Source organism: Bdellovibrio bacteriovorus (assembly GCF_001592735.1).
GTDB classification, from domain to species: domain Bacteria; phylum Bdellovibrionota; class Bdellovibrionia; order Bdellovibrionales; family Bdellovibrionaceae; genus Bdellovibrio; species Bdellovibrio bacteriovorus_D.
Map to the genome: position 1 here is coordinate 1133446 of NZ_LUKE01000001.1, position 17511 is coordinate 1150956.

The following is a 17511-nucleotide window of genomic DNA, read 5'->3' on the forward strand; positions in this document are numbered from 1 at the left end:
TTCGCGGCCTTTAAAAGCTTATCTAAACAAATCCGCCGCAGAGGCCGCATTCGCGGCTAAAGAACTCACGTTCTTTTTCGCGTCTTTGCCATCAGCAACATTTGCTGGTTGAGCCGGGGCCGCTTGCATCACCACTTCCGCAGCCGGAGCCATTGGAGTCGCCGGTTTAACAACCGGCGTTTCGGTTTCCACCAACTCGGTTTCGGGTTTTAAATCCAAAGCCGATTCCATCACTGCTGAGGCTTGAGCTGACACACCGGCAGAGTTTGTCACCGGGAACAATTGAATGTTCAATTGGTACACTCTTTCGCCTTTGGATTTCATACGCGCGATAGAGTTGTCTTTATGAATACCTTTACGCATTTGGCGAAGTTTGAATTTGATCTCTTCAAATTCCGCTTTCGTTAATGACATCGTCAAAGTGCCAAATTCACGCTCTGTCGGTTGATCTTGGTAAAGGGACTCTAAGCCCAAGTACATCAATTGAGACTGAAGCTTGCGCACCAATGCCACAGGGATGTCTTCGGGGGACTCAATCAAGCTGCGATTTTTCTTTAATTCGCCGGTCACTTCGTCACGACGAAGCTCGCCAGAGTTTAGCAATGTTGACAGCGCCGTCTCGATTTCATCTTCCGACGCTTTACCACGAAGAAGTTGCTTTAAAGCGGCCGTATCAAAAGAAACACCGTCTTGGTCGACCATCGCATAAATGATCCAAGTCACCCAGTTTGGAACCTTTTCCCAAGTTTTGCGATCGATTTCGCCGGATTTAAGTTTTCCGGCAACACGATGCTCACTTAGCTTTTTTAGATACATATTACGTTCGGCCGGATCGGTGGCTTGCGTGAAATGAACAAGCAAACGGAACTCGTCCGTTTGTTCCTTCATAAAGCTAAGCGCTTTACCGAATTTGCCAATCATATCGTCAGAAAGATTTCTTTTTCCTTCGATGATCATTTTTAAATAGTTTGGAGATTTGATATTCGCCGCTGCAGAGAACACGGCATAGTTGTAGGCTCTTAAGGCGCCTTTTGAAGACTTTCTTTTGAAAGTATAAAAGTCCGCTAAGAACTGGCGATAGTTCATGTAATCAGAAAGAAGAGGAGCTGCCGCCGAACTTGTTGAAATTTCTTTGCCTTTGCCGAACTGAGCTTGAGAGTTTTGCATAGAAATGTTCTCCTTATTTACCCAAATAGTTCACCTGATTTGAATCTTCAAAACAAGCGTAATTGGAATAAAGAGCGCAAACTTACCGCAAGGCGCAAAATTTAAGGATTAAAAACGGGCTTCCAAGATTCTTCGGGATCTCGGCAATCATCTTTTTTCAGCAAAGTCTTTACTTGAAAGGTTTGATATCCCGGATGCCATTTAAATTCAGCTCGGCTGCCGCATAAGGAACTTCCATTCATATAATACTGGCTGCGCAAAACCTGATTGGCTGAATCCCAGTCAATATTATGAATCACATCACGCGCCACAATACCTTCATAAGGATGATAATTAACAAATCGAATGGCCTTGGTTAGAAAACCATCGGGATGTGAGGACTCTTTGATCGTCACAAAAACACTCCACGCCAGATTCGCGCTCCAATAAGCGCAAGGCACCAACCAAAGGGTGGCGCCTTCATCAAGAGTGACCTTTTTGATTCCATAGTTTTCAGAAAGTTCTGGCCAACGAGTTTCGCAGACCCCTTGTTTCATTTGAATCGCTTGAATTTCTAGGATCGGGGCCGGCAAGATTTCTGTCGCCTTAGCAAAAGCCAAGGATTCAAAAAGCATACAAATGATTAAAAGACGGAATACTTTCATCACGTCATTTTAAAGCATTTTTGATATCAAAGAGATCCCCAAACCACATTTAGTAAGGAATCGTCGAATGACTAAACTTCAGACAAAAAAATGGGACCCCAAAATGGAGTCCCATCAATGACCTTGGGGAAGGTGCAGTTTTTAGAAACTAACGAACTAAGCGAATCGTCACACGGAAAATGTCTACATCTCCGCGAGTGTTGATCGCAATGCTATCGCCGCCATAACCAATTGTCGCGTTATAAGGGCGGAAGCTTACCAGGCGACGGAAGCGATCCACTGACATAGTTTGACCTTGATTGTATCCATTAATCAAAAGATCCAGTAGAGCATTATTGAACGCCGCTTGAGCTTCGACATCCACCGATTCGATACGATATCCACGGTAACGATACATATCGATGTAAGGAGCAAGCTCTAAACGGCTGATACCCATCATACGACGATTGATACTGATGTTAATCATCTCCGGGTATCCAGGGCCAGGACCTGGGTTTGGATTGTAACCACCACCGCGATCTACCAAGTTCACCGTGATGTTACCGATATCAACAACGCCACGGACAGAAAGAATTAAGTTTGTAAAATCACGACCGATCACATCGCCAAAGCGAGGACGTAAAAGGATACGACCTTGTGGATTGTAAATCGTGTCACCTTGGCGACCATCAGTAACCAAACTAATTTGCGTGCTTTGATCATAACCACGAAGCTCAACAACAACAGACTCAACAGAATATCCGCGGTAGTCATCACCAATACGACCTAACTGGCGCAATGGAAGATCCGTGTTACCCACTCGCTGACCGATAAAGATGTTGCGAGACTCTTGGCGACCATAACCGGGACCTGGGTTTCCGGGAGCCGGATATCCTGGGCCTGGTGCCGGATTGCCAGGAAAACTTGGAATCGGAGCCGGTCCCCCACCACCAGGTCCATGACCCGGGCCGCGACCTGGGCGTCTGTCACCCGGGAAGGCGCCCGCACTGACCGACATGAAAGTAATTGCTGCAAATGAAAGTAAAATGAATTTTTGTAGAGCCATTGTGTCTCCCCTTAATATGAAACTTAAAACCCCAAAACGGCTTAAGCAACCATTATACCAACTACTTTGCAGTCAAAATGACACCAAATCCCAAGAAAGGAACGCCCATCACCGTTCGCAAAAAAGAAAAAGACCGTGGTTTCTAGCCACGGCCTTTTTTCAAATCACTTTATTTTCACGAAAGACAGAACTATTTCAAATTCTCGTCGTTCAATTCAACTAAAGGTTTAATACGTCTCATGAACGTGATCGCGAATTGATCTTGGGTAAAGTCCGCGCGTTTTCGCATTTTAAATTTCACGCGAACTTGGCCCAAACCGTTATTAGCAACTAGGCGCGCATCAGCGATAAAGTTTTGGTATCTTAAGCTTGTTGAGTTGGTATCAATCAAATCTAAAGAGTCTTCTTTATCTTGTGCCAAGCGCGAAAGAACAATGTTCACTCCCGTTCCCGCTTCCGGAGCCAATAAAGGACCAGCAAAAGCCAGAAGTTCATTGTTATAAGCCTTCATAGAAAGCGTCACGCCTGACCGGCCATTCACCACTTCCCAAGAATTCATTGTAGCGTAACGAAGACGATTGGCAGAGTTGATGTTTCTTTTAATCGTATTGATCGCAAGTTCGTACAAACGCAAATATTCTGGATTCCCTGATGATTCACCCGGAAGACTGAACCAAAGATCCATTTTCGAGTTTCTGAAAACCACGTTGATGATCGCACTGTCGTCACCACCACCGATTTTCGCGCGAACGAAAACATTTTCACAACCACCATCAAAATCCACACACTTCCAGGTGCCTTCCATCAACCGTGAGCCTGTCGTTTTTTCGCCGTTGCCAGCACGAACAAGTCTTAATGGATTGGCAGGACCCGAAGCTGATGAACCCGCTAAGTTATATACAACATCTTTGCCGTATTCTTTAACTTTCAAAGTCACGATACCGTCACCCGAAAGGCTGTCCACAGACATTTTAGCAAATGTCACAGACGCCGCCGCTTCAATATTCAAACGACGATAACGTTCGCCCACACGACTGTTACGCGCGCGAAGGAAGTTTAATAATTCATCTGTTGAAGACGACGTATATAAAAGACCATCCGCCGCCACGCCACCAGTATAACGTTTACCGTAATTATCGTTTTCGACGTTATTGGCATCGTTAACAACGTAATCGCGAGGAACTTCTTGCGGAGTTGTTGGAACCGGTTCTGTTTCTACCACGGGTGGTGGAAGATTAGGACGAGTCGATGGACGACTTGAATGTCCTGATCCCTTATTAGAACCAGAATTAGAGTTATCCGGAAGTGGAGTCGGCTCGTATTGATCACCTTCTTCTTCACCTACTTCATTATCATCACCTGGTTTATAATCAGTATCTGCACCACCATTAGGGTCTGGAAGTCCGCCTCCCATCTTACCATTGGTATCGCCTTGATCAGAGTTTGGAACTTTTGGCGCCGGTTTATCACCTGTTTGGGTTTGCGTATCTTGCGGAGGTGCCGCAATAACATCTTTCTTTTTACCACACGCAGAAATGCTCAACGTCGCGAGTAACGCGGCGGTAATCACGGTGTGCTTCTTAAGCATCGGTAACATCAATACCTCCAAATATTTCTATCCATCGCCCCCAGGAGCAAGCTTTGTGCCCGATTTCGTCACCCCTCATCAGGGCTTGTATTGTCGTTCAGTTGAGTTTAAGACTATGTTTTGGAAGGAATTACATGCCTGTACAACAATTCGGCGCACTCATATCAGACACAAAAAAATTGAAACGACATATTCTTATTGTTTTAGGAACTGCATTCGCGTGTGCTGCCGTGCTGGGATTTTTCTTCGATCAAAAGATTGCACTCTATTTTGGGCAACAAGAAATCCGTGACGTGATTTGGCTTGCCGCCAGAGAAATCACCAACGTCGGCCTTTCAGAACACTACTTTGCCATTGCGATTGGCACGTGGGCCTTTTGCGCTTGGGTTGCTCCCAAGATGAATCTTTTTAAAAAGAACCTTAAAGAGGTCGACTTCTTTCGCCGCTGGGGTTTGAACTTTTTGGTAGCTTTGATCGTCAGTGGAGTTTTAACTCATCTGTTTAAATTCTTATTCGGCCGCCAAAGACCGCACAAAACGCCGGACTTTGAGCCCTTCACTTTCAATCCGTTTACTACTCATTGGGATTTCCATTCGTTTTCTTCGGGCCATTCCCAAGTGATGTGGACGGTGGCGACTATGTTTACCGTGGCCTTTCCTAAATTTCGCTGGTTGTGGGTTTTATTTGCGATTTCTATTTGCTCTACCCGGGCGATCATTCATGATCATTTTTTAAGTGATATTATCTTTGGCTCTGCCTTAGGTTACGTGGGCAGCCTGCTTGCGATGAAAATCATGAAAGAAAAAACAAAAAACGGGCTTTATTAAGATTTTTCAGAAAGGAATTCCACCAAGTATTGGGATTCCTTTAAAGCTTTCATGCGGGCTTTATAATCTTCGATATGTGCTTCCACCAAAGACCAAAAGCGGCTGGAATGGTCCATATGCTGCAAATGCGCTAACTCGTGCACGATCACGTAATCAATAATTTCTTGATTAAAAACAATCAAACGCCAATTCAAGTTAATAACCTTGCGTGAAGAGCAACTGCCCCAACGAGTGCGCTGTTCACGGTACTTCACTTGGGTGGGGCTTAGTTTCATTTGCGCTGACCAATGACGAACGCGCTCATCTAAAAGCTGAACGGCTTCGCGCTTATAAAAATGCCTGATTTCTTTTAACGCCGTCGGGTGCTCTTGAATCAGCGAATTCGCGCTCCACTCATTGCGCGGAATATGTAAAAGCAGATGTTCATCCGTGACCGAAACAAAGGCTTTCTTATGTAAGGTGATGACGACTTTAAGTTTGCGCGTGCGCCCCAGAAACGGAAAGTCTTCATAGGCTTGAATCTTTTTATCAGGGAATTTTTCAGCGATTTCTTCAAACTTCGCAAAATTCTTTTCAATCCAGTCTTTTTTGGACATCAAAAAATCAATAATGACCTTGTGCTGGGTTGTTTGCGCCGCCACAACTTTGATGGGCTTATTAGGGTACAGATAAATAGACACCGAACGACGAAAAGCTCGTCGGTGAATTTCAACTGGCCATTTAGCAAAGAGAAAAGTTTCTTTCGCACCCATCCAAGTCAGAGAATGACTTAAGGCTTCTTCAATGGCAAGCTGGTAAAAGAGCCTTGAGGTTTATGGACAAAAACGCTTCCTTTTACACTTTAGAACCTGAAAAAGTTTTGCGAGCCGCAGAAAATGCCGGACTTTATCCGACAGGCGAATTCACCCAGTTGAATTCTTATGAAAATCGCGTTTTTGATATCAAATTGGAAGAACCTTGCACCCCGGGGGCCCTCAACAAAAATGTCATCGCTAAATTCTATCGACCCCATCGATGGAGCAAAGACGCGATTTTAGAGGAACATGAATTTCTGCTTTCCTTAAAAAATGAAGGCATTCCGGCTGTCGCCCCCTTAATAATGGGCCACGATCAAACCGTGGCCGAGGTTGACGGCATGTACGTCACCTTTTTCCCTAAAGTCTTAGGTCGCATGCCACAAGAATTCCTAGAGGGCGAGCTCAACAAAGTCGGCCGTCTCATGGCGCAAGTTCATAATGTGGGCGCCAGAAAAACGGCGCCCCATCGCCCAACCTTAGATACTTCTTACTATGGCGGTTGGGATACATTGGATTTCTTGCAAGACTGGATCACCCCCGAGTTGCGCGAACGTTACACCGTGGCTTCAGAAGATATTCTTTACGCCATTGAAGACAGCTTTAATCCCGCCGAATTCATCCGTATTCACGGCGATTGCCATAAGGGAAATCTTTTGAACAACGGAAAAGAATTTTTCTTGGTCGATTTCGATGATTTCGTCAATGGCCCGGTGATTCAGGATTTCTGGATGCTACTCTCAGGCGATGCCGACATGTTAGAGGATGAAAAAGCACAGATCATTTCTGGCTATGAAGAGCTGCGCGAATTTCCGGACCATCAGTGGGCGTGGATTCCACTTTTACGTGGTTTAAGAATTATTTCTTATGCCGGGTGGATTGCGAAACGCTGGACAGACCCAAGCTTCCCCAGATTATTTCCAGAGTTTAACACTTACACTTATTGGGCAGAAGAAGTGGAAGCAATTGAACGCATTGCTTGGCAGATTCGCTAGCTGACACGTCGTATAGTTCCACCTTTTAGTTCCGAAGTGGAACTGATGGTTCATTCACGAAACCACTTTGAAAATTTAAAATGCATTAAACCTATTTAAACTTGTTTCCAGAATAGGAAGCCCTGGTCCACCGCTTGCATCGCGGCTTTGCGACCGACGTCCTTTGAGAACTTCTTAAAGCAAAAGTTGAGTTTTTAAAAAATAAAAAAACTTTTCGTTTACTTTGCTGAGAGATTCTTGGATATTGGTAATAACTCTATGAAAGGAGGCCATCATGATTATGATGCAAATTCAAAAAACACATACACCACAATCCCTCATGTCTGGGGATGATATGGCCTCCGCAAACGCCGCCTTCTAGCGCAGATCATATTTAAAGTTCAAATCCGTTACATTCGAACTTGTTAGACATAAGCAAAGATAATTCTGTGCTTTCCGCTGTGACTAAAAATCATTGCGGTAAATATTAACCCAAATAATTTTTAAAAAAAGTCTTAAGTCGTTTCGGCTTAAGCATCAACTCTCGCGGATACGTGCGTTCAATGGCCTTTGATCGTCGCTTTCTGCGAGCATTATCAATCCTGAGGAGGAAGCTTTTATGAACGCTTTAATGCGCAAAAAGAAGATATGGGAATACCAAAACGAGCGATACTTTTTGAAACTCGTTGAGACCTCAGCTGATGTGTCTGTTGAAAGTGTGAAAAAGGCCGGTTTAATAACAAGCTTCCTCGTGTACTTATTGTACAAAGCCTTAGGAGGCGTGCTCGCACTGACGTTTGCGACTTTTATTGGACCGAAGTTGATTCGCACAACAGCACCTGGAGAACTTCCTGAAGAAGTAGAAATTCCAGAGCATCATCTGCAATCCCGAATAAAGAATCCGTTAGTCTGGCGGTAATTCTTTTGGGGGGACCCGTCGGGTCCCCTGTTTTAACTAGAAATTTTTTTGATCAATAACTTTCTGAATTTTAGCTGCTAATAATTTCGGCTGAATCGGCTTGCTTAAATAGTCGTTCATGCCCGCCGCTAAACATTTTTCTTCATCTTCACGCATGGCATTCGCGGTTAGCGCGATGATGGCCGGCTGATTTTCTAATTTCATTTTTCTAATGTTATCAGTCGCTTCCAAACCTGACATCTCAGGCATCTGAACGTCCATCAAAACAATGTCGTAAGCTTTCTTATTTACGGCCTCGATCGCTTCGATGCCGTTGGTCGCGGTGTCGGCGCTAAAACCCATCTTTTGCAATAGACCCACGGCCAAGAGACGATTGATGGCATTGTCATCCACAACCAATATCGTTAAATTTGAAGCAGCTTCAGGGCTGAAAGTTAAAACCGAAACATCTTTTTTCTTTATCAAAGATTCGTCAGCTTCGCACTTAAGCTTAACCGTGAAAGAAAACGTCGTACCAACGCCCACTTCACTTTGAACCTTAATACTTCCGCCCATAAGCTCACACAGATTTTTAGAAATAGCTAAGCCCAATCCCGTACCACCATAATGACGGCTCGTCGAAGAGTCCACTTGGCTAAATGATTTAAACAACCGATCCATGCGATCTGGTGGAATTCCGACTCCGGTGTCTTGAACTGAAAATGACAGCAAGGTTTCATTATTTGGCAGATCTTCAGCTCCCACCTTCACCTGTACTTGGCCTTGATGCGTGAACTTCACCGCATTTCCAATCAAATTGACCAAAATCTGCTTTAAACGTCCCATATCCCCAATGACTACTTTAGGCAACGGGGTGATCGCCCGATGGGTAAGAGTGAGTCCTTTTTGCGAAGCCCGATGATCCAAGATATAAAGCGACTGATCAATACAGCTTTCAATATTAAATGGTTCACTGACTAGTTCAAATTTGTTTGCTTCAATTTTTGAATAGTCCAAGATGTCATTGACGATTTCTAACAAGGACTCGCCGCACTCACGGATATTGTGAGTTAGCTCGGTCTGTTTTTTATCTAAAGATAAATCTAATAATAGCCCTGACATCCCGATAATTCCGTTTAGTGGTGTACGAATCTCGTGGCTCATATTCGCTAGGAATTGGGACTTTAAGGCCGTCAGCTCCTCGGCCTTTTTTAGAGACTGAGCCATCATACGCTCTTGCTTAATTTTTAAAGTAACGTCTCGATAAACCCACAGATGACCAACAGTTTGGCCTTCGAAATTCACGGGAACGAAGTCTCGCTCAATAATAAGACCTTCAAGTGTTCGGATCTTATCTCCATAAATAGGTTCATTTTTGTTGATGATTTCAGTCACGCGCGCAATTAACTTATCCACATCCGGCAAACGCGACTTACCATAGTGAGCGATCAATTTGGCATAATGGCGACCTTCAAGTGACTGGGGCTCGATATCCAAATTGAACAAGTCCACAAAGGCCTGATTCGTAAACATCACATCGCCGTTCATATCTACGGCCATCACCCCAGAGGTCATGTTGGAAATAACGCTTTTCTTTTGGAATAATTTTAAACGCGATCTTTCGTGCAGGATTCTTTGCTCATTAAGAAGCATGACCTGTTTTGCCAAGAGTTTTAATGATTCTTTTTGATAAGGGGTTAAACTGCGCGGTTTGTTATCGATTACACACAAAGCACCCAGCGCAAGGCCCTTGGAACTTAGAAGCGGAACCCCCGCATAAAAGCGAATATTCGGGTCATCTGTCACTAGTTGATTTTCGGCGAAGCGCTCATCTTTTGTCGCATCCTCTACTTCTAACAGATCGTCTTGCAAAATAGTGTAAGCACAAAAAGCCGTCTCGCGATGAATCTCCTGGACCTCAAGTCCCACGCTGCTTTTAAACCATTGACGATCTTTATCCACAAAGCTCACCGCACAAATCGGCGTTTCGCAGATTTGCGACGCCAGGTTTGCGATGTTGGTATACAGCTCTTCAGGATCTGTATCTAAAATTTTATAACGTCGAAGCTCGGCTAAGCGGGCCGTTTCTTGCTCATGAAATGGCGGTGTTTGTTTCATGAACTTTTTTTCGGAAAAGAGCCCACCTCCCTTAAATCAAGATTTGATTACAACTTTGCTGGACCGGACCTAGGGCGAGCCCGAATGACGAGTTGAGTTAGGCGCTTTTATTGACCCGTACGAAGAAGGATCAGAAGCTTATTCATATCGAGGATATTCATGAAGCATTTGGTGTTGGTCATTGCGCTTTTTGGTTTATTGGCTTGCTCTCAGCAAGGGGACGATTCACGTGTCGCCAAACCTGGTGGAACTGGAAATGGCGGCGGTGCAACCCCCCAAAAACCTGCGGGACAACGCAAGAACACGACGGATTACGGCTTATGTGGAAGTGCGGCTTCAAATTTGACCAGCCCCGAAGGCCGATGGGAAATGTTTGAATCAGCCGATGAATTCTTTTTTAAGATCGCTTTGGAGTTTAAATCCGGTACCCTGACTTTGCGTCAAGACTGCTATCACAAAGCTCACCGCCTGACCGCGCAAGTTACCGTTCCGGCATCTTACGAACAAGGCATTATCAAAGTGTTGGCAGATGCCACAGACTCCAAAAAGGCCGAGGACAAAACAGGATCATTTGATTGCAAAGTCACCTTGGTGAAAGGGGCCGCGAACTATGGGTTTGCCGGTCACTGCTTAGAGCTTAAATCATTTCAGGGCCGTCCTTACTTGAAGTTTGCCCCTCAGTAATTTTGCGGCAAAGCCGTGACTGACTAGGTCGACCGCATATTTTCTTTGGCCTTGGCGCCCTTCGTTGTTATATTTTCTTTGCTTTAAAATAAGACAAAGGAACGACAATGAAAAAAATCAAAGTTGCAAATCCCGTCGTTGAACTTGACGGCGATGAAATGACTCGCATTATCTGGAAATTCATCAAAGAAAAATTGATTCTTCCTTACCTTGAAATCGACATTAAGTATTTCGATTTGGGAATGGAACATCGTGATGCTACAAACGATCAAGTGACTGTTGACGCCGCAGAAGCGATCAAAAAATACAACGTTGGTATTAAGTGCGCGACGATCACGCCTGATGAAGCCCGCGTAACTGAATTCAAACTTAAACAAATGTGGAAATCACCTAACGGTACCATCCGTAATATTTTAGACGGTACTGTTTTCCGTGAACCTATCATCTGCAAAAACGTCCCTCGTCTAGTTCCTAATTGGACAGCGCCCATCTGTATCGGTCGTCACGCCTTCGGTGACCAATACCGCGCAACTGATTTTGTAACCAAAGGCAAAGGTAAATTGACGATCACTTTCGAAGGTGAAAACGGCGAAAAGATCCAACATGAAGTTTACAACTTCAAAGGCGATGGCGTTGCGATGGCAATGTACAACACGGATGAATCTATCAGCGGTTTTGCACGTTCTTGCTTTAACCAAGCACTTTCTAAAAAATGGCCTTTGTATCTTTCGACTAAAAACACCATCCTAAAAAAATACGATGGTCGTTTCAAAGATATCTTTGAAGACATTTACCAAAAAGAATTCAAAGCGAAATTCGACGCTGCGGGCATCACTTACGAGCATCGCTTGATCGACGACATGGTGGCTTCGGCATTGAAATGGAATGGTAACTTCGTATGGGCTTGTAAGAACTACGATGGTGACGTTCAATCAGATACTGTTGCTCAAGGTTTTGGTTCTCTTGGTTTAATGACCTCGGTCCTTGTAACTCCAGATGGTAAAACAATGGAAGCAGAGGCCGCTCACGGAACGGTGACTCGTCACTATCGTCAGCACCAACAAGGCAAACCGACTTCAACAAATCCAATTGCTTCTATCTTTGCATGGACTCGTGGTTTAGAGCACCGCGGGAACTTGGATGGCAATAAGGATCTTGTGAAGTTTTCTCAAACTTTAGAAAAAGTATGTGTCGAAACGGTTGAAGCTGGTTTCATGACAAAAGATTTGGCCGTCTGCATTTATGGCGACAAAGTTCCAAATGATAAATACATGAACACGGAACCGTTCTTAGCTAAACTTGACGAGAATTTAAAGAAAGCTTTGGCGCTTTAGTATTTAAGAATCATTAAAAAAATTAAAGCCACGGCCCCAAAAGCCGTGGCTTTTTTTCTGTTTTTTGGCACCTATCTTGTTCGAAATTGGATTCTGTGAGAAAAACCGGCGAAACCTATTTCTGACGAAAAGGAGTCGATATGAAACTGCTCATTTATTCTGTTCTATTTTCTATCAGCTTTGGATTATTTGCGGGATTCGCTTTAGCGAAAGACCTTCCCGTGGTCGATCATGTGGATCTGACCCGCTATCAAGGCAAATGGTATGAAATCGGATCAATTCCTCAATCCTTTCAAAAACAATGCGTAGGCAACACGACGGCAGAATACGAAATCATTCCTAGTGGTGAAGTAAAAGTCTTAAACTCTTGCGCCACCAAAGATGGATCACGTGATTCCGCCGAAGGACGCGCTAAAGTCGTTGATAACCAAACAAATGCGAAACTTAAAGTCACATTTGCTAACATTGGCGGTCGTTGGGTTTATCTTTTCGGTGGTAAGTACTGGATCATCAAATTAGATCCGAACTATCAATACGTCGTCGTCGGTCACCCTTCTCGCGATTACGGATGGATCTTATCACGCAACCCTGCCATGCCGATTGAAAAAGTCAGAGAGCTTGCGATGTATATTAAATCTCAAGGTTATGACATCTGCCGATTTTACACCACCCCACAACCAGGCGGATTTAAACAAAAGACCTCTTTTTGCGGTCCTCGCTAATCAACAAGTTTAAATTTCGAATACGACGGCCCTATGAAATGGGCCGTTTTTTTATTTAATTACTGAACTTGAACTTTAACCGTGTATTTAGCTTTAGACTGACAAGTCGATTCCATCGAAACCGTCGCGCATTCCATTTTGCCGCAGCTTAAAGAGATCACTTGGTTTTCTTTGTTCAAAGCTTTGGTTTCTGACTTCCAATCAGCACAAGCCTTTTTCCAATTTACGCGCGCATCTTTTAAAAGTGGCGCCGCATCTCCTTCGATTTCGTCTTCGTTAGTGACGACTTCGAATTTTTTTTGAGTGTTTTTACCTTTTTTAATTTCGATTGTAGTTTCAGCTTCGCCATCGGCCGGAATGTCTTTGATACCGACGCTTTGAGCTTGAGCCAAGAAAGGAAGCATTAAGAAAATAACCGCAAACTTTTTCATTTTAAACTCCTCATGATCGAGTGAGCTTATCCTAGCATGCGGCTGTACAAAGAAAAGTGAATTGACGAGCTAGGCGTTTCCTAACTCGAAACAATTAGAATCTAGGACGCTGGATGCCATGATATTCGGGAGGAAAAAATCCGGAAGAACCACAAGCCACTAAAGAACTGGCGGCTTGGTTTTTCATAAGTTTTGTCGGGCGACCTTCGGCATTGATATGCGCCCACAACTTTTGTTTTAAGATACACTGAGCCCAACCATATTCAGGGAAACGAGAAAAACTGCCGTGGCTGTGATAACGAGAATAATTCCAACCAGAAATGCGTCCTTCAACAATCACTTGGACATAGTTCAAAGGCCCCCCAAGATCGGGAGGTAAAACATTGGCTTGTTCCGTGACGGACACACTGTAACTTTCAATAGGGTTTAAGACATTTGCTACGCGTGGAAGATAGTTTCTTTCAAACCATTCTTTCGCGGATGCTTGTAAAGCTTGGCGACGGAGACTGTCTTGAGTGATTTTGGATTTTTGGGCGAAAGCCGCACCCGAGGCCAAAAAGATCACCATAAGGAATACGAATTTAAGTTTAACTAAATGATTCATAAAGGGGTTTTTAGAGCACCTTGTCATGAGCGTCAATAGAGGGAAAAAGGCGATTTTGTCTAAGACAAGCCATTGCGAATACAGGCTGTTTTTCTTCACTGTCAAAATGGTAGCCATGGAATATATGCAGTGAGTTATCTAATGTAATCTCAGAGGGGGTGCGATAGACCTGCGCTTGGCCGGGTCCCATACAATAGCACCCTTGACGAATCCCGCTAGGTCCGGAAGGAAGCAACGGTACTCGAGAGTCTATGTGATATGGGGTGCTCGGCCACTTTTTTCTCTTTTTATGTGGTTTTTTGAGGGGTTACTTTGTCTTATCAGGTGATTGCACGAAAATGGCGTCCCCAATCCTTCACCGACGTTGTCGGACAAAACCATATTACCCAAACACTGAACAATGCCTTAAAAAATGGTCGCTTGCCACACGCTTTGCTTTTCACAGGTCCTCGCGGAACCGGAAAAACTTCTTCAGCGCGTATTTTAGCCAAAGCTTTGCGTTGCCCCAATGCCGTAAACTTCACTCCTTGTAACGAGTGTACTTCGTGCCAAGAAATTGCGGCCGGCACTAGTGTTGACGTTATGGAAATCGACGGAGCCTCCAACAATGGTGTTGATGCCATTCGTGAACTTCGCGACACCGTGGCGTTTATGCCAGCAACCGGTAAATACAAAATCTATATCATCGACGAAGTTCACATGCTTTCTACAAGTGCATTTAATGCACTTTTGAAAACCTTGGAAGAGCCACCGTCCCACGTGATTTTCATTATGGCGACAACTGAGGTTCATAAGATTCCTCAGACGATTTTGTCTCGTTGCCAACGCTTTGATTTCCGTCGCATCAGTACTCGTCAGATCACAGAGCACTTACGAGTGATCGCCGAGCGCGAAGGTGTTCCGGCTGAAGAAGAAGCGCTTTGGATTATTGCCCGTCAAGGTGACGGATCCATGCGCGATTCACAAAGCTTATTAGATCAAGTCATCACATTTGCTAATGGTCCTTTGACTCGTGCTAGTGTCGTTGAAATCTTAGGTCTTACGGATCGCGCCTTGCTGTTTGAAACTTTAAATGCGCTCGTAGATCGCAGCACTCAAAGCATCATGAAGGTGATTGAAAAAATCGCCACCGCAGGATTTGAGCCGCATTTGTTTTCGCAAGACTTGTTAGAATCTATTCGCAGTCTTTTGCTGGTGAAAGTTTCTGAAACTCAAGCGGTGGATATTTTAGAAATGCCGGATTCTGAGCTTCAAGCTTTAAAAGAAATGGCGGCGCGCCTTTCTGAAGAAGATATCCACATGCTTTTCGACATGGCTCTTAAGGGTGGCAACGATATTCCGCGCGCGCAAGATCCTCGCATTGTTTTAGAAGTCACCTTATTACGTATGGCCTCTGCACCTAAGTTAGTGGACCTAAAAAGTCTTTTAAGTGGCGTAACCTCTCACAGCGCAGGTGGGGCCCGGCCTTACATTCCGCCGGTAAATCCAGTCACCAAAGGTCATGCTCGTTTAGAAGAATCTCAGAAGGTGCCTGAAGTTCCTCGTGGTTTAGACAAAATGAAGGCGGTTTTAGAAAATAAAGCTGCTCATGCCAAAGCTTCTTCCCCCACAAATGCCCCCGCGGACAAGCCCGCAGCTCCGGCGACACCTTCGCCTGTGGCCGAGACGCCCGCTCCCCCCAAATTAGCAACCGGCTCAACTTCTTCTGAAAAATGGGTCAACTTCGTGGAGCTTTTGCGCCAGGATGACGCACTCTTTGCGGCTAAAGTGGAAAACCTTTTGTTCGTGAAAGAAGAAGGCAAGCTTTTAAGCCTGGGCGTTCCGGCTAAATTGGCCTTTTTGAAAGAACAAATGGCCGACACTCAGGTGCGTAAAAAGTTGCAGGGATTTATTGATTCCTACTGGGGTGCTGGGTATTCTTTTGAAGTATTGATGAGTCGCGATCAGGTCGGAGAATCAGCCCAAGCTTTGCAACAAAAAAAAGTGCAACAAGCCGAAGATGAACTTCGCACTAAGATTGTCGAAAATCCGATGGTGAAAGCCGCCCAAGATGTCTTTAAGGGCAATATCAAATCCATCGTAGAAATTAAGCGCAACGGCGCAGGGAGATAACATGAAGGGTATGCCTGGCGGAATGGCTCAGTTGATGAAACAAGCCAATCAAATGCAAATGAAAATGAAAAAGACCCAAGAAGAACTTGCGACGAAAGAATACGAAGCAGCTTCTGGTGGCGGCGCAGTTAAAGTAAAAGTTAACGGTGATCACAAAATCCTTTCTTTGACTGTGGATCCTGAAGTTATGAAATCTGGCGACGTTGAAATGCTTCAAGATTTGATCGTTACAGCTGTGAACGAAGCGATGAAAACCGCTAAAGACACTTCCGCTAAAGAGATGGAAAAAATCACTGGCGGATTAAACATTCCAGGAATGTTTTAATTAATGCTTCATATATCTGCTTTAGAAAAACTAACCCACGAGCTCAGTCGTCTTCCCGGGATCGGGCCTAAGACGGCTCAGCGCTTGGCGTATTTTATTTTAAGAGCAGAAAATCAGTATCCGGAACGTTTGAGCGAAGCTCTTTTACGAGTGAAAGCCGAAGTTCACGATTGTCCTCAATGCTTTAATTACACCGATACAGAGCTTTGCCGTTATTGTGATGATATTCATCGCAGCGACGAATCGATCTGCGTGGTCGAAGAACCTGCCGACATTATGAGAATTGAATCTTCTGGCGCCTTCCGTGGTCGCTATCACGTTTTGCACGGTTCAATTTCTCCGTTGGAAGGCATTGGTCCTAAAGAATTGCGTATTCAAGAGCTGATTGACCGTATTGATGACGGTCTAGAAGGTCGTGGTCCGGTTATTAAGGAAGTGATCTTGGCTTTGGATGCCGATCTTGAGGGTGATACCACGATTTTGTACCTTGCTAAGCACCTTCAGGGCAAAGGTTTGAAACTTTCTCGTATTGCCCATGGAGTTCCTATTGGCAGCGACATCGATTTCATAGATGATAGAACTATGGGGCGCGCACTACAAAATCGCGTGGAGCTGTAATGTCTTTTATTAACCACAACGCCAAAGAAATTCACTGCAAGATTGTCTATTACGGCCCTTCATTGGGCGGTAAGACGACAAATATTCAGTGGGTTTACCAACAAACGGCGAATGATCAAAAGACCAAACTTGTCGCTCCGAACACTGATATCGAAAGAACTTTGTTTTTCGACTTCTTGCCTTTAAATATCGGCGATATCCGTGGTTATAAAACTCGTTTCCATCTTTATACGGTTCCTGGCCAAGTGGTTTACGATGCTTCCAGAAAGCTGATCCTTAAAGGTCTGGACGGCGTGATTTTCGTGGCCGACTCACAAATTGAGCGCATGGATGAAAACTTAGAATCCCTTCGCAATCTAGAAACCAACCTAGAACAGCAAGGCTACGACATCCGCGAGACCCCGCTTATTATGCAATACAATAAACGCGATCTTCCCAATGCCGCGTCCATGGCAGAGCTAAGAAGCGCTTTAAACCCTTATAACGCTCCAGAAATTGAGGGCCGCGCTTCCGAAGGCGTTGGTGTCTTTGAATCGCTAAAAACGGTTTCTAAATCGATTATTAATGTCCTAAAAGGCGGAACCACTTTGTAAACGATCGACCGCCTAAGAGTAGGGTTTCAGTAC

At 44.5% G+C, this 17511-nt stretch carries 18 protein-coding genes and 1 other RNA gene; 11 read left to right on the top strand and 8 right to left on the bottom strand.

Annotated elements, in window-relative coordinates:
* Nucleotides 1-18: 18 nt before the first annotated feature.
* The 4 genes from AZI86_RS05540 to AZI86_RS05555 form a co-directional block, all read right to left on the bottom strand.
* Nucleotides 19-1167 (bottom strand): TIGR02147 family protein, encoded by a 1149-nt coding sequence (locus tag AZI86_RS05540; protein ID WP_061834073.1) that lies wholly within the window; start codon nucleotides 1165-1167, stop codon nucleotides 19-21.
* Nucleotides 1168-1268: 101 nt separating this feature from the next.
* Nucleotides 1269-1811, bottom strand: a complete 543-nt coding sequence (locus AZI86_RS05545) for a DUF1176 domain-containing protein (protein WP_061834074.1) — start codon at nucleotides 1809-1811, stop codon at nucleotides 1269-1271.
* 148 nt (nucleotides 1812-1959) lie between these two features.
* A complete protein-coding gene (locus tag AZI86_RS05550; RefSeq protein WP_061834075.1) occupies nucleotides 1960-2856 on the bottom strand; it encodes a hypothetical protein in 897 nt (298 codons plus the stop codon).
* Nucleotides 2857-3046: 190 nt separating this feature from the next.
* A complete protein-coding gene (locus tag AZI86_RS05555) occupies nucleotides 3047-4453 on the bottom strand; it encodes a hypothetical protein (protein ID WP_061834076.1) in 1407 nt (468 codons plus the stop codon).
* Between the two features lie 170 nt (nucleotides 4454-4623).
* Between AZI86_RS05555 and AZI86_RS05560 the strand changes: the two genes are divergently transcribed.
* Nucleotides 4624-5271, top strand: a complete 648-nt coding sequence (locus AZI86_RS05560) for a phosphatase PAP2 family protein (protein WP_253715775.1) — start codon at nucleotides 4624-4626, stop codon at nucleotides 5269-5271.
* Here AZI86_RS05560 and AZI86_RS05565 read toward each other — a convergent pair.
* On the bottom strand, nucleotides 5268-6023 hold the full coding sequence (locus AZI86_RS05565; protein WP_061834078.1) for a M48 family metallopeptidase: 756 nt from the start codon (nucleotides 6021-6023) through the stop codon (nucleotides 5268-5270). The genes AZI86_RS05560 and AZI86_RS05565 overlap by 4 nt on opposite strands.
* A 62-nt stretch (nucleotides 6024-6085) precedes the next feature.
* Between AZI86_RS05565 and AZI86_RS05570 the strand changes: the two genes are divergently transcribed.
* Together AZI86_RS05570 and AZI86_RS05575 are read left to right on the top strand one after the other, a co-directional pair.
* Complete coding sequence (locus AZI86_RS05570; protein WP_061834079.1) at nucleotides 6086-7060, top strand: serine/threonine protein kinase; 975 nt, start codon at nucleotides 6086-6088, stop codon at nucleotides 7058-7060.
* Between the two features lie 598 nt (nucleotides 7061-7658).
* On the top strand, nucleotides 7659-7958 hold the full coding sequence (locus AZI86_RS05575) for a hypothetical protein (protein WP_061834080.1): 300 nt from the start codon (nucleotides 7659-7661) through the stop codon (nucleotides 7956-7958).
* A gap of 36 nt (nucleotides 7959-7994) precedes the next feature.
* On the opposite strand, the gene AZI86_RS05580 is transcribed toward AZI86_RS05575, so the two are convergent.
* The gene (locus tag AZI86_RS05580; RefSeq protein WP_061834081.1) at nucleotides 7995-10055 is read right to left on the bottom strand and encodes a GAF domain-containing hybrid sensor histidine kinase/response regulator; all 2061 of its coding nucleotides are present in this window, start codon (nucleotides 10053-10055) and stop codon (nucleotides 7995-7997) included.
* A gap of 159 nt (nucleotides 10056-10214) precedes the next feature.
* On the opposite strand from AZI86_RS05580, the gene AZI86_RS05585 reads away from it, so the two are divergent.
* From AZI86_RS05585 to AZI86_RS05595, 3 genes are all read left to right on the top strand, one after another.
* Nucleotides 10215-10739, top strand: a complete 525-nt coding sequence (locus AZI86_RS05585; protein ID WP_061834082.1) for a hypothetical protein — start codon at nucleotides 10215-10217, stop codon at nucleotides 10737-10739.
* A 107-nt stretch (nucleotides 10740-10846) separates the two neighbouring features.
* Nucleotides 10847-12073 carry an NADP-dependent isocitrate dehydrogenase gene (locus tag AZI86_RS05590; protein WP_061834083.1) on the top strand — a complete coding sequence of 409 codons (1227 nt, stop codon included), beginning with the start codon at nucleotides 10847-10849 and terminating at the stop codon, nucleotides 12071-12073.
* A gap of 140 nt (nucleotides 12074-12213) precedes the next feature.
* Nucleotides 12214-12795 (top strand): lipocalin family protein, encoded by a 582-nt coding sequence (locus AZI86_RS05595; RefSeq protein ID WP_061834084.1) that lies wholly within the window; start codon nucleotides 12214-12216, stop codon nucleotides 12793-12795.
* A gap of 59 nt (nucleotides 12796-12854) precedes the next feature.
* Here AZI86_RS05595 and AZI86_RS05600 read toward each other — a convergent pair whose 3' ends face one another.
* Nucleotides 12855-13226 carry a hypothetical protein gene (locus AZI86_RS05600; protein WP_061834085.1) on the bottom strand — a complete coding sequence of 124 codons (372 nt, stop codon included), beginning with the start codon at nucleotides 13224-13226 and terminating at the stop codon, nucleotides 12855-12857.
* Between the two features lie 94 nt (nucleotides 13227-13320).
* Complete coding sequence (locus AZI86_RS05605) at nucleotides 13321-13830, bottom strand: hypothetical protein (protein ID WP_061834086.1); 510 nt, start codon at nucleotides 13828-13830, stop codon at nucleotides 13321-13323.
* A 177-nt stretch (nucleotides 13831-14007) separates the two neighbouring features.
* Between AZI86_RS05605 and ffs the strand changes: the two genes are divergently transcribed.
* From ffs to AZI86_RS05630, 5 genes are all read left to right on the top strand, one after another.
* Nucleotides 14008-14106, top strand: an RNA gene (ffs, locus tag AZI86_RS05610) — signal recognition particle sRNA small type.
* A gap of 36 nt (nucleotides 14107-14142) precedes the next feature.
* Nucleotides 14143-15942 carry a DNA polymerase III subunit gamma/tau gene (gene dnaX, locus AZI86_RS05615; RefSeq protein ID WP_061834087.1) on the top strand — a complete coding sequence of 600 codons (1800 nt, stop codon included), beginning with the start codon at nucleotides 14143-14145 and terminating at the stop codon, nucleotides 15940-15942.
* 1 nt (nucleotide 15943) lies between these two features.
* On the top strand, nucleotides 15944-16267 hold the full coding sequence (locus AZI86_RS05620; RefSeq protein WP_061834088.1) for a YbaB/EbfC family nucleoid-associated protein: 324 nt from the start codon (nucleotides 15944-15946) through the stop codon (nucleotides 16265-16267).
* Nucleotides 16268-16270: 3 nt separating this feature from the next.
* Complete coding sequence (gene recR / locus AZI86_RS05625; RefSeq protein ID WP_061834089.1) at nucleotides 16271-16885, top strand: recombination mediator RecR; 615 nt, start codon at nucleotides 16271-16273, stop codon at nucleotides 16883-16885.
* On the top strand, nucleotides 16885-17478 hold the full coding sequence (locus tag AZI86_RS05630; RefSeq protein WP_061834090.1) for a GTP-binding protein: 594 nt from the start codon (nucleotides 16885-16887) through the stop codon (nucleotides 17476-17478). Before recR ends, AZI86_RS05630 begins: the two co-directional genes overlap by 1 nt.
* Nucleotides 17479-17511 lie beyond the last annotated feature (33 nt).

Excerpts from the sequence above, each read along its gene's own strand:
- AZI86_RS05540 (WP_061834073.1), bottom strand. The coding sequence starts at position 1,167 with ATGCAAAACTCTCAAGCTCAGTTCGGCAAAGGCAAAGAAATTTCAACA.
- AZI86_RS05620 (WP_061834088.1), top strand. The coding sequence starts at position 15,944 with ATGAAGGGTATGCCTGGCGGAATGGCTCAGTTGATGAAACAAGCCAAT.
- AZI86_RS05555 (WP_061834076.1), bottom strand. The coding sequence starts at position 4,453 with ATGTTACCGATGCTTAAGAAGCACACCGTGATTACCGCCGCGTTACTC.
- AZI86_RS05570 (WP_061834079.1), top strand. The coding sequence starts at position 6,086 with ATGGACAAAAACGCTTCCTTTTACACTTTAGAACCTGAAAAAGTTTTG.
- AZI86_RS05630 (WP_061834090.1), top strand. The coding sequence starts at position 16,885 with ATGTCTTTTATTAACCACAACGCCAAAGAAATTCACTGCAAGATTGTC.
- AZI86_RS05575 (WP_061834080.1), top strand. The coding sequence starts at position 7,659 with ATGAACGCTTTAATGCGCAAAAAGAAGATATGGGAATACCAAAACGAG.
- AZI86_RS05550 (WP_061834075.1), bottom strand. The coding sequence starts at position 2,856 with ATGGCTCTACAAAAATTCATTTTACTTTCATTTGCAGCAATTACTTTC.
- recR (WP_061834089.1), top strand. The coding sequence starts at position 16,271 with ATGCTTCATATATCTGCTTTAGAAAAACTAACCCACGAGCTCAGTCGT.
- AZI86_RS05605 (WP_061834086.1), bottom strand. The coding sequence starts at position 13,830 with ATGAATCATTTAGTTAAACTTAAATTCGTATTCCTTATGGTGATCTTT.
- AZI86_RS05590 (WP_061834083.1), top strand. The coding sequence starts at position 10,847 with ATGAAAAAAATCAAAGTTGCAAATCCCGTCGTTGAACTTGACGGCGAT.
- AZI86_RS05580 (WP_061834081.1), bottom strand. The coding sequence starts at position 10,055 with ATGAAACAAACACCGCCATTTCATGAGCAAGAAACGGCCCGCTTAGCC.
- AZI86_RS05600 (WP_061834085.1), bottom strand. The coding sequence starts at position 13,226 with ATGAAAAAGTTTGCGGTTATTTTCTTAATGCTTCCTTTCTTGGCTCAA.
- AZI86_RS05565 (WP_061834078.1), bottom strand. The coding sequence starts at position 6,023 with ATGGGTGCGAAAGAAACTTTTCTCTTTGCTAAATGGCCAGTTGAAATT.
- AZI86_RS05595 (WP_061834084.1), top strand. The coding sequence starts at position 12,214 with ATGAAACTGCTCATTTATTCTGTTCTATTTTCTATCAGCTTTGGATTA.
- AZI86_RS05545 (WP_061834074.1), bottom strand. The coding sequence starts at position 1,811 with ATGAAAGTATTCCGTCTTTTAATCATTTGTATGCTTTTTGAATCCTTG.
- AZI86_RS05585 (WP_061834082.1), top strand. The coding sequence starts at position 10,215 with ATGAAGCATTTGGTGTTGGTCATTGCGCTTTTTGGTTTATTGGCTTGC.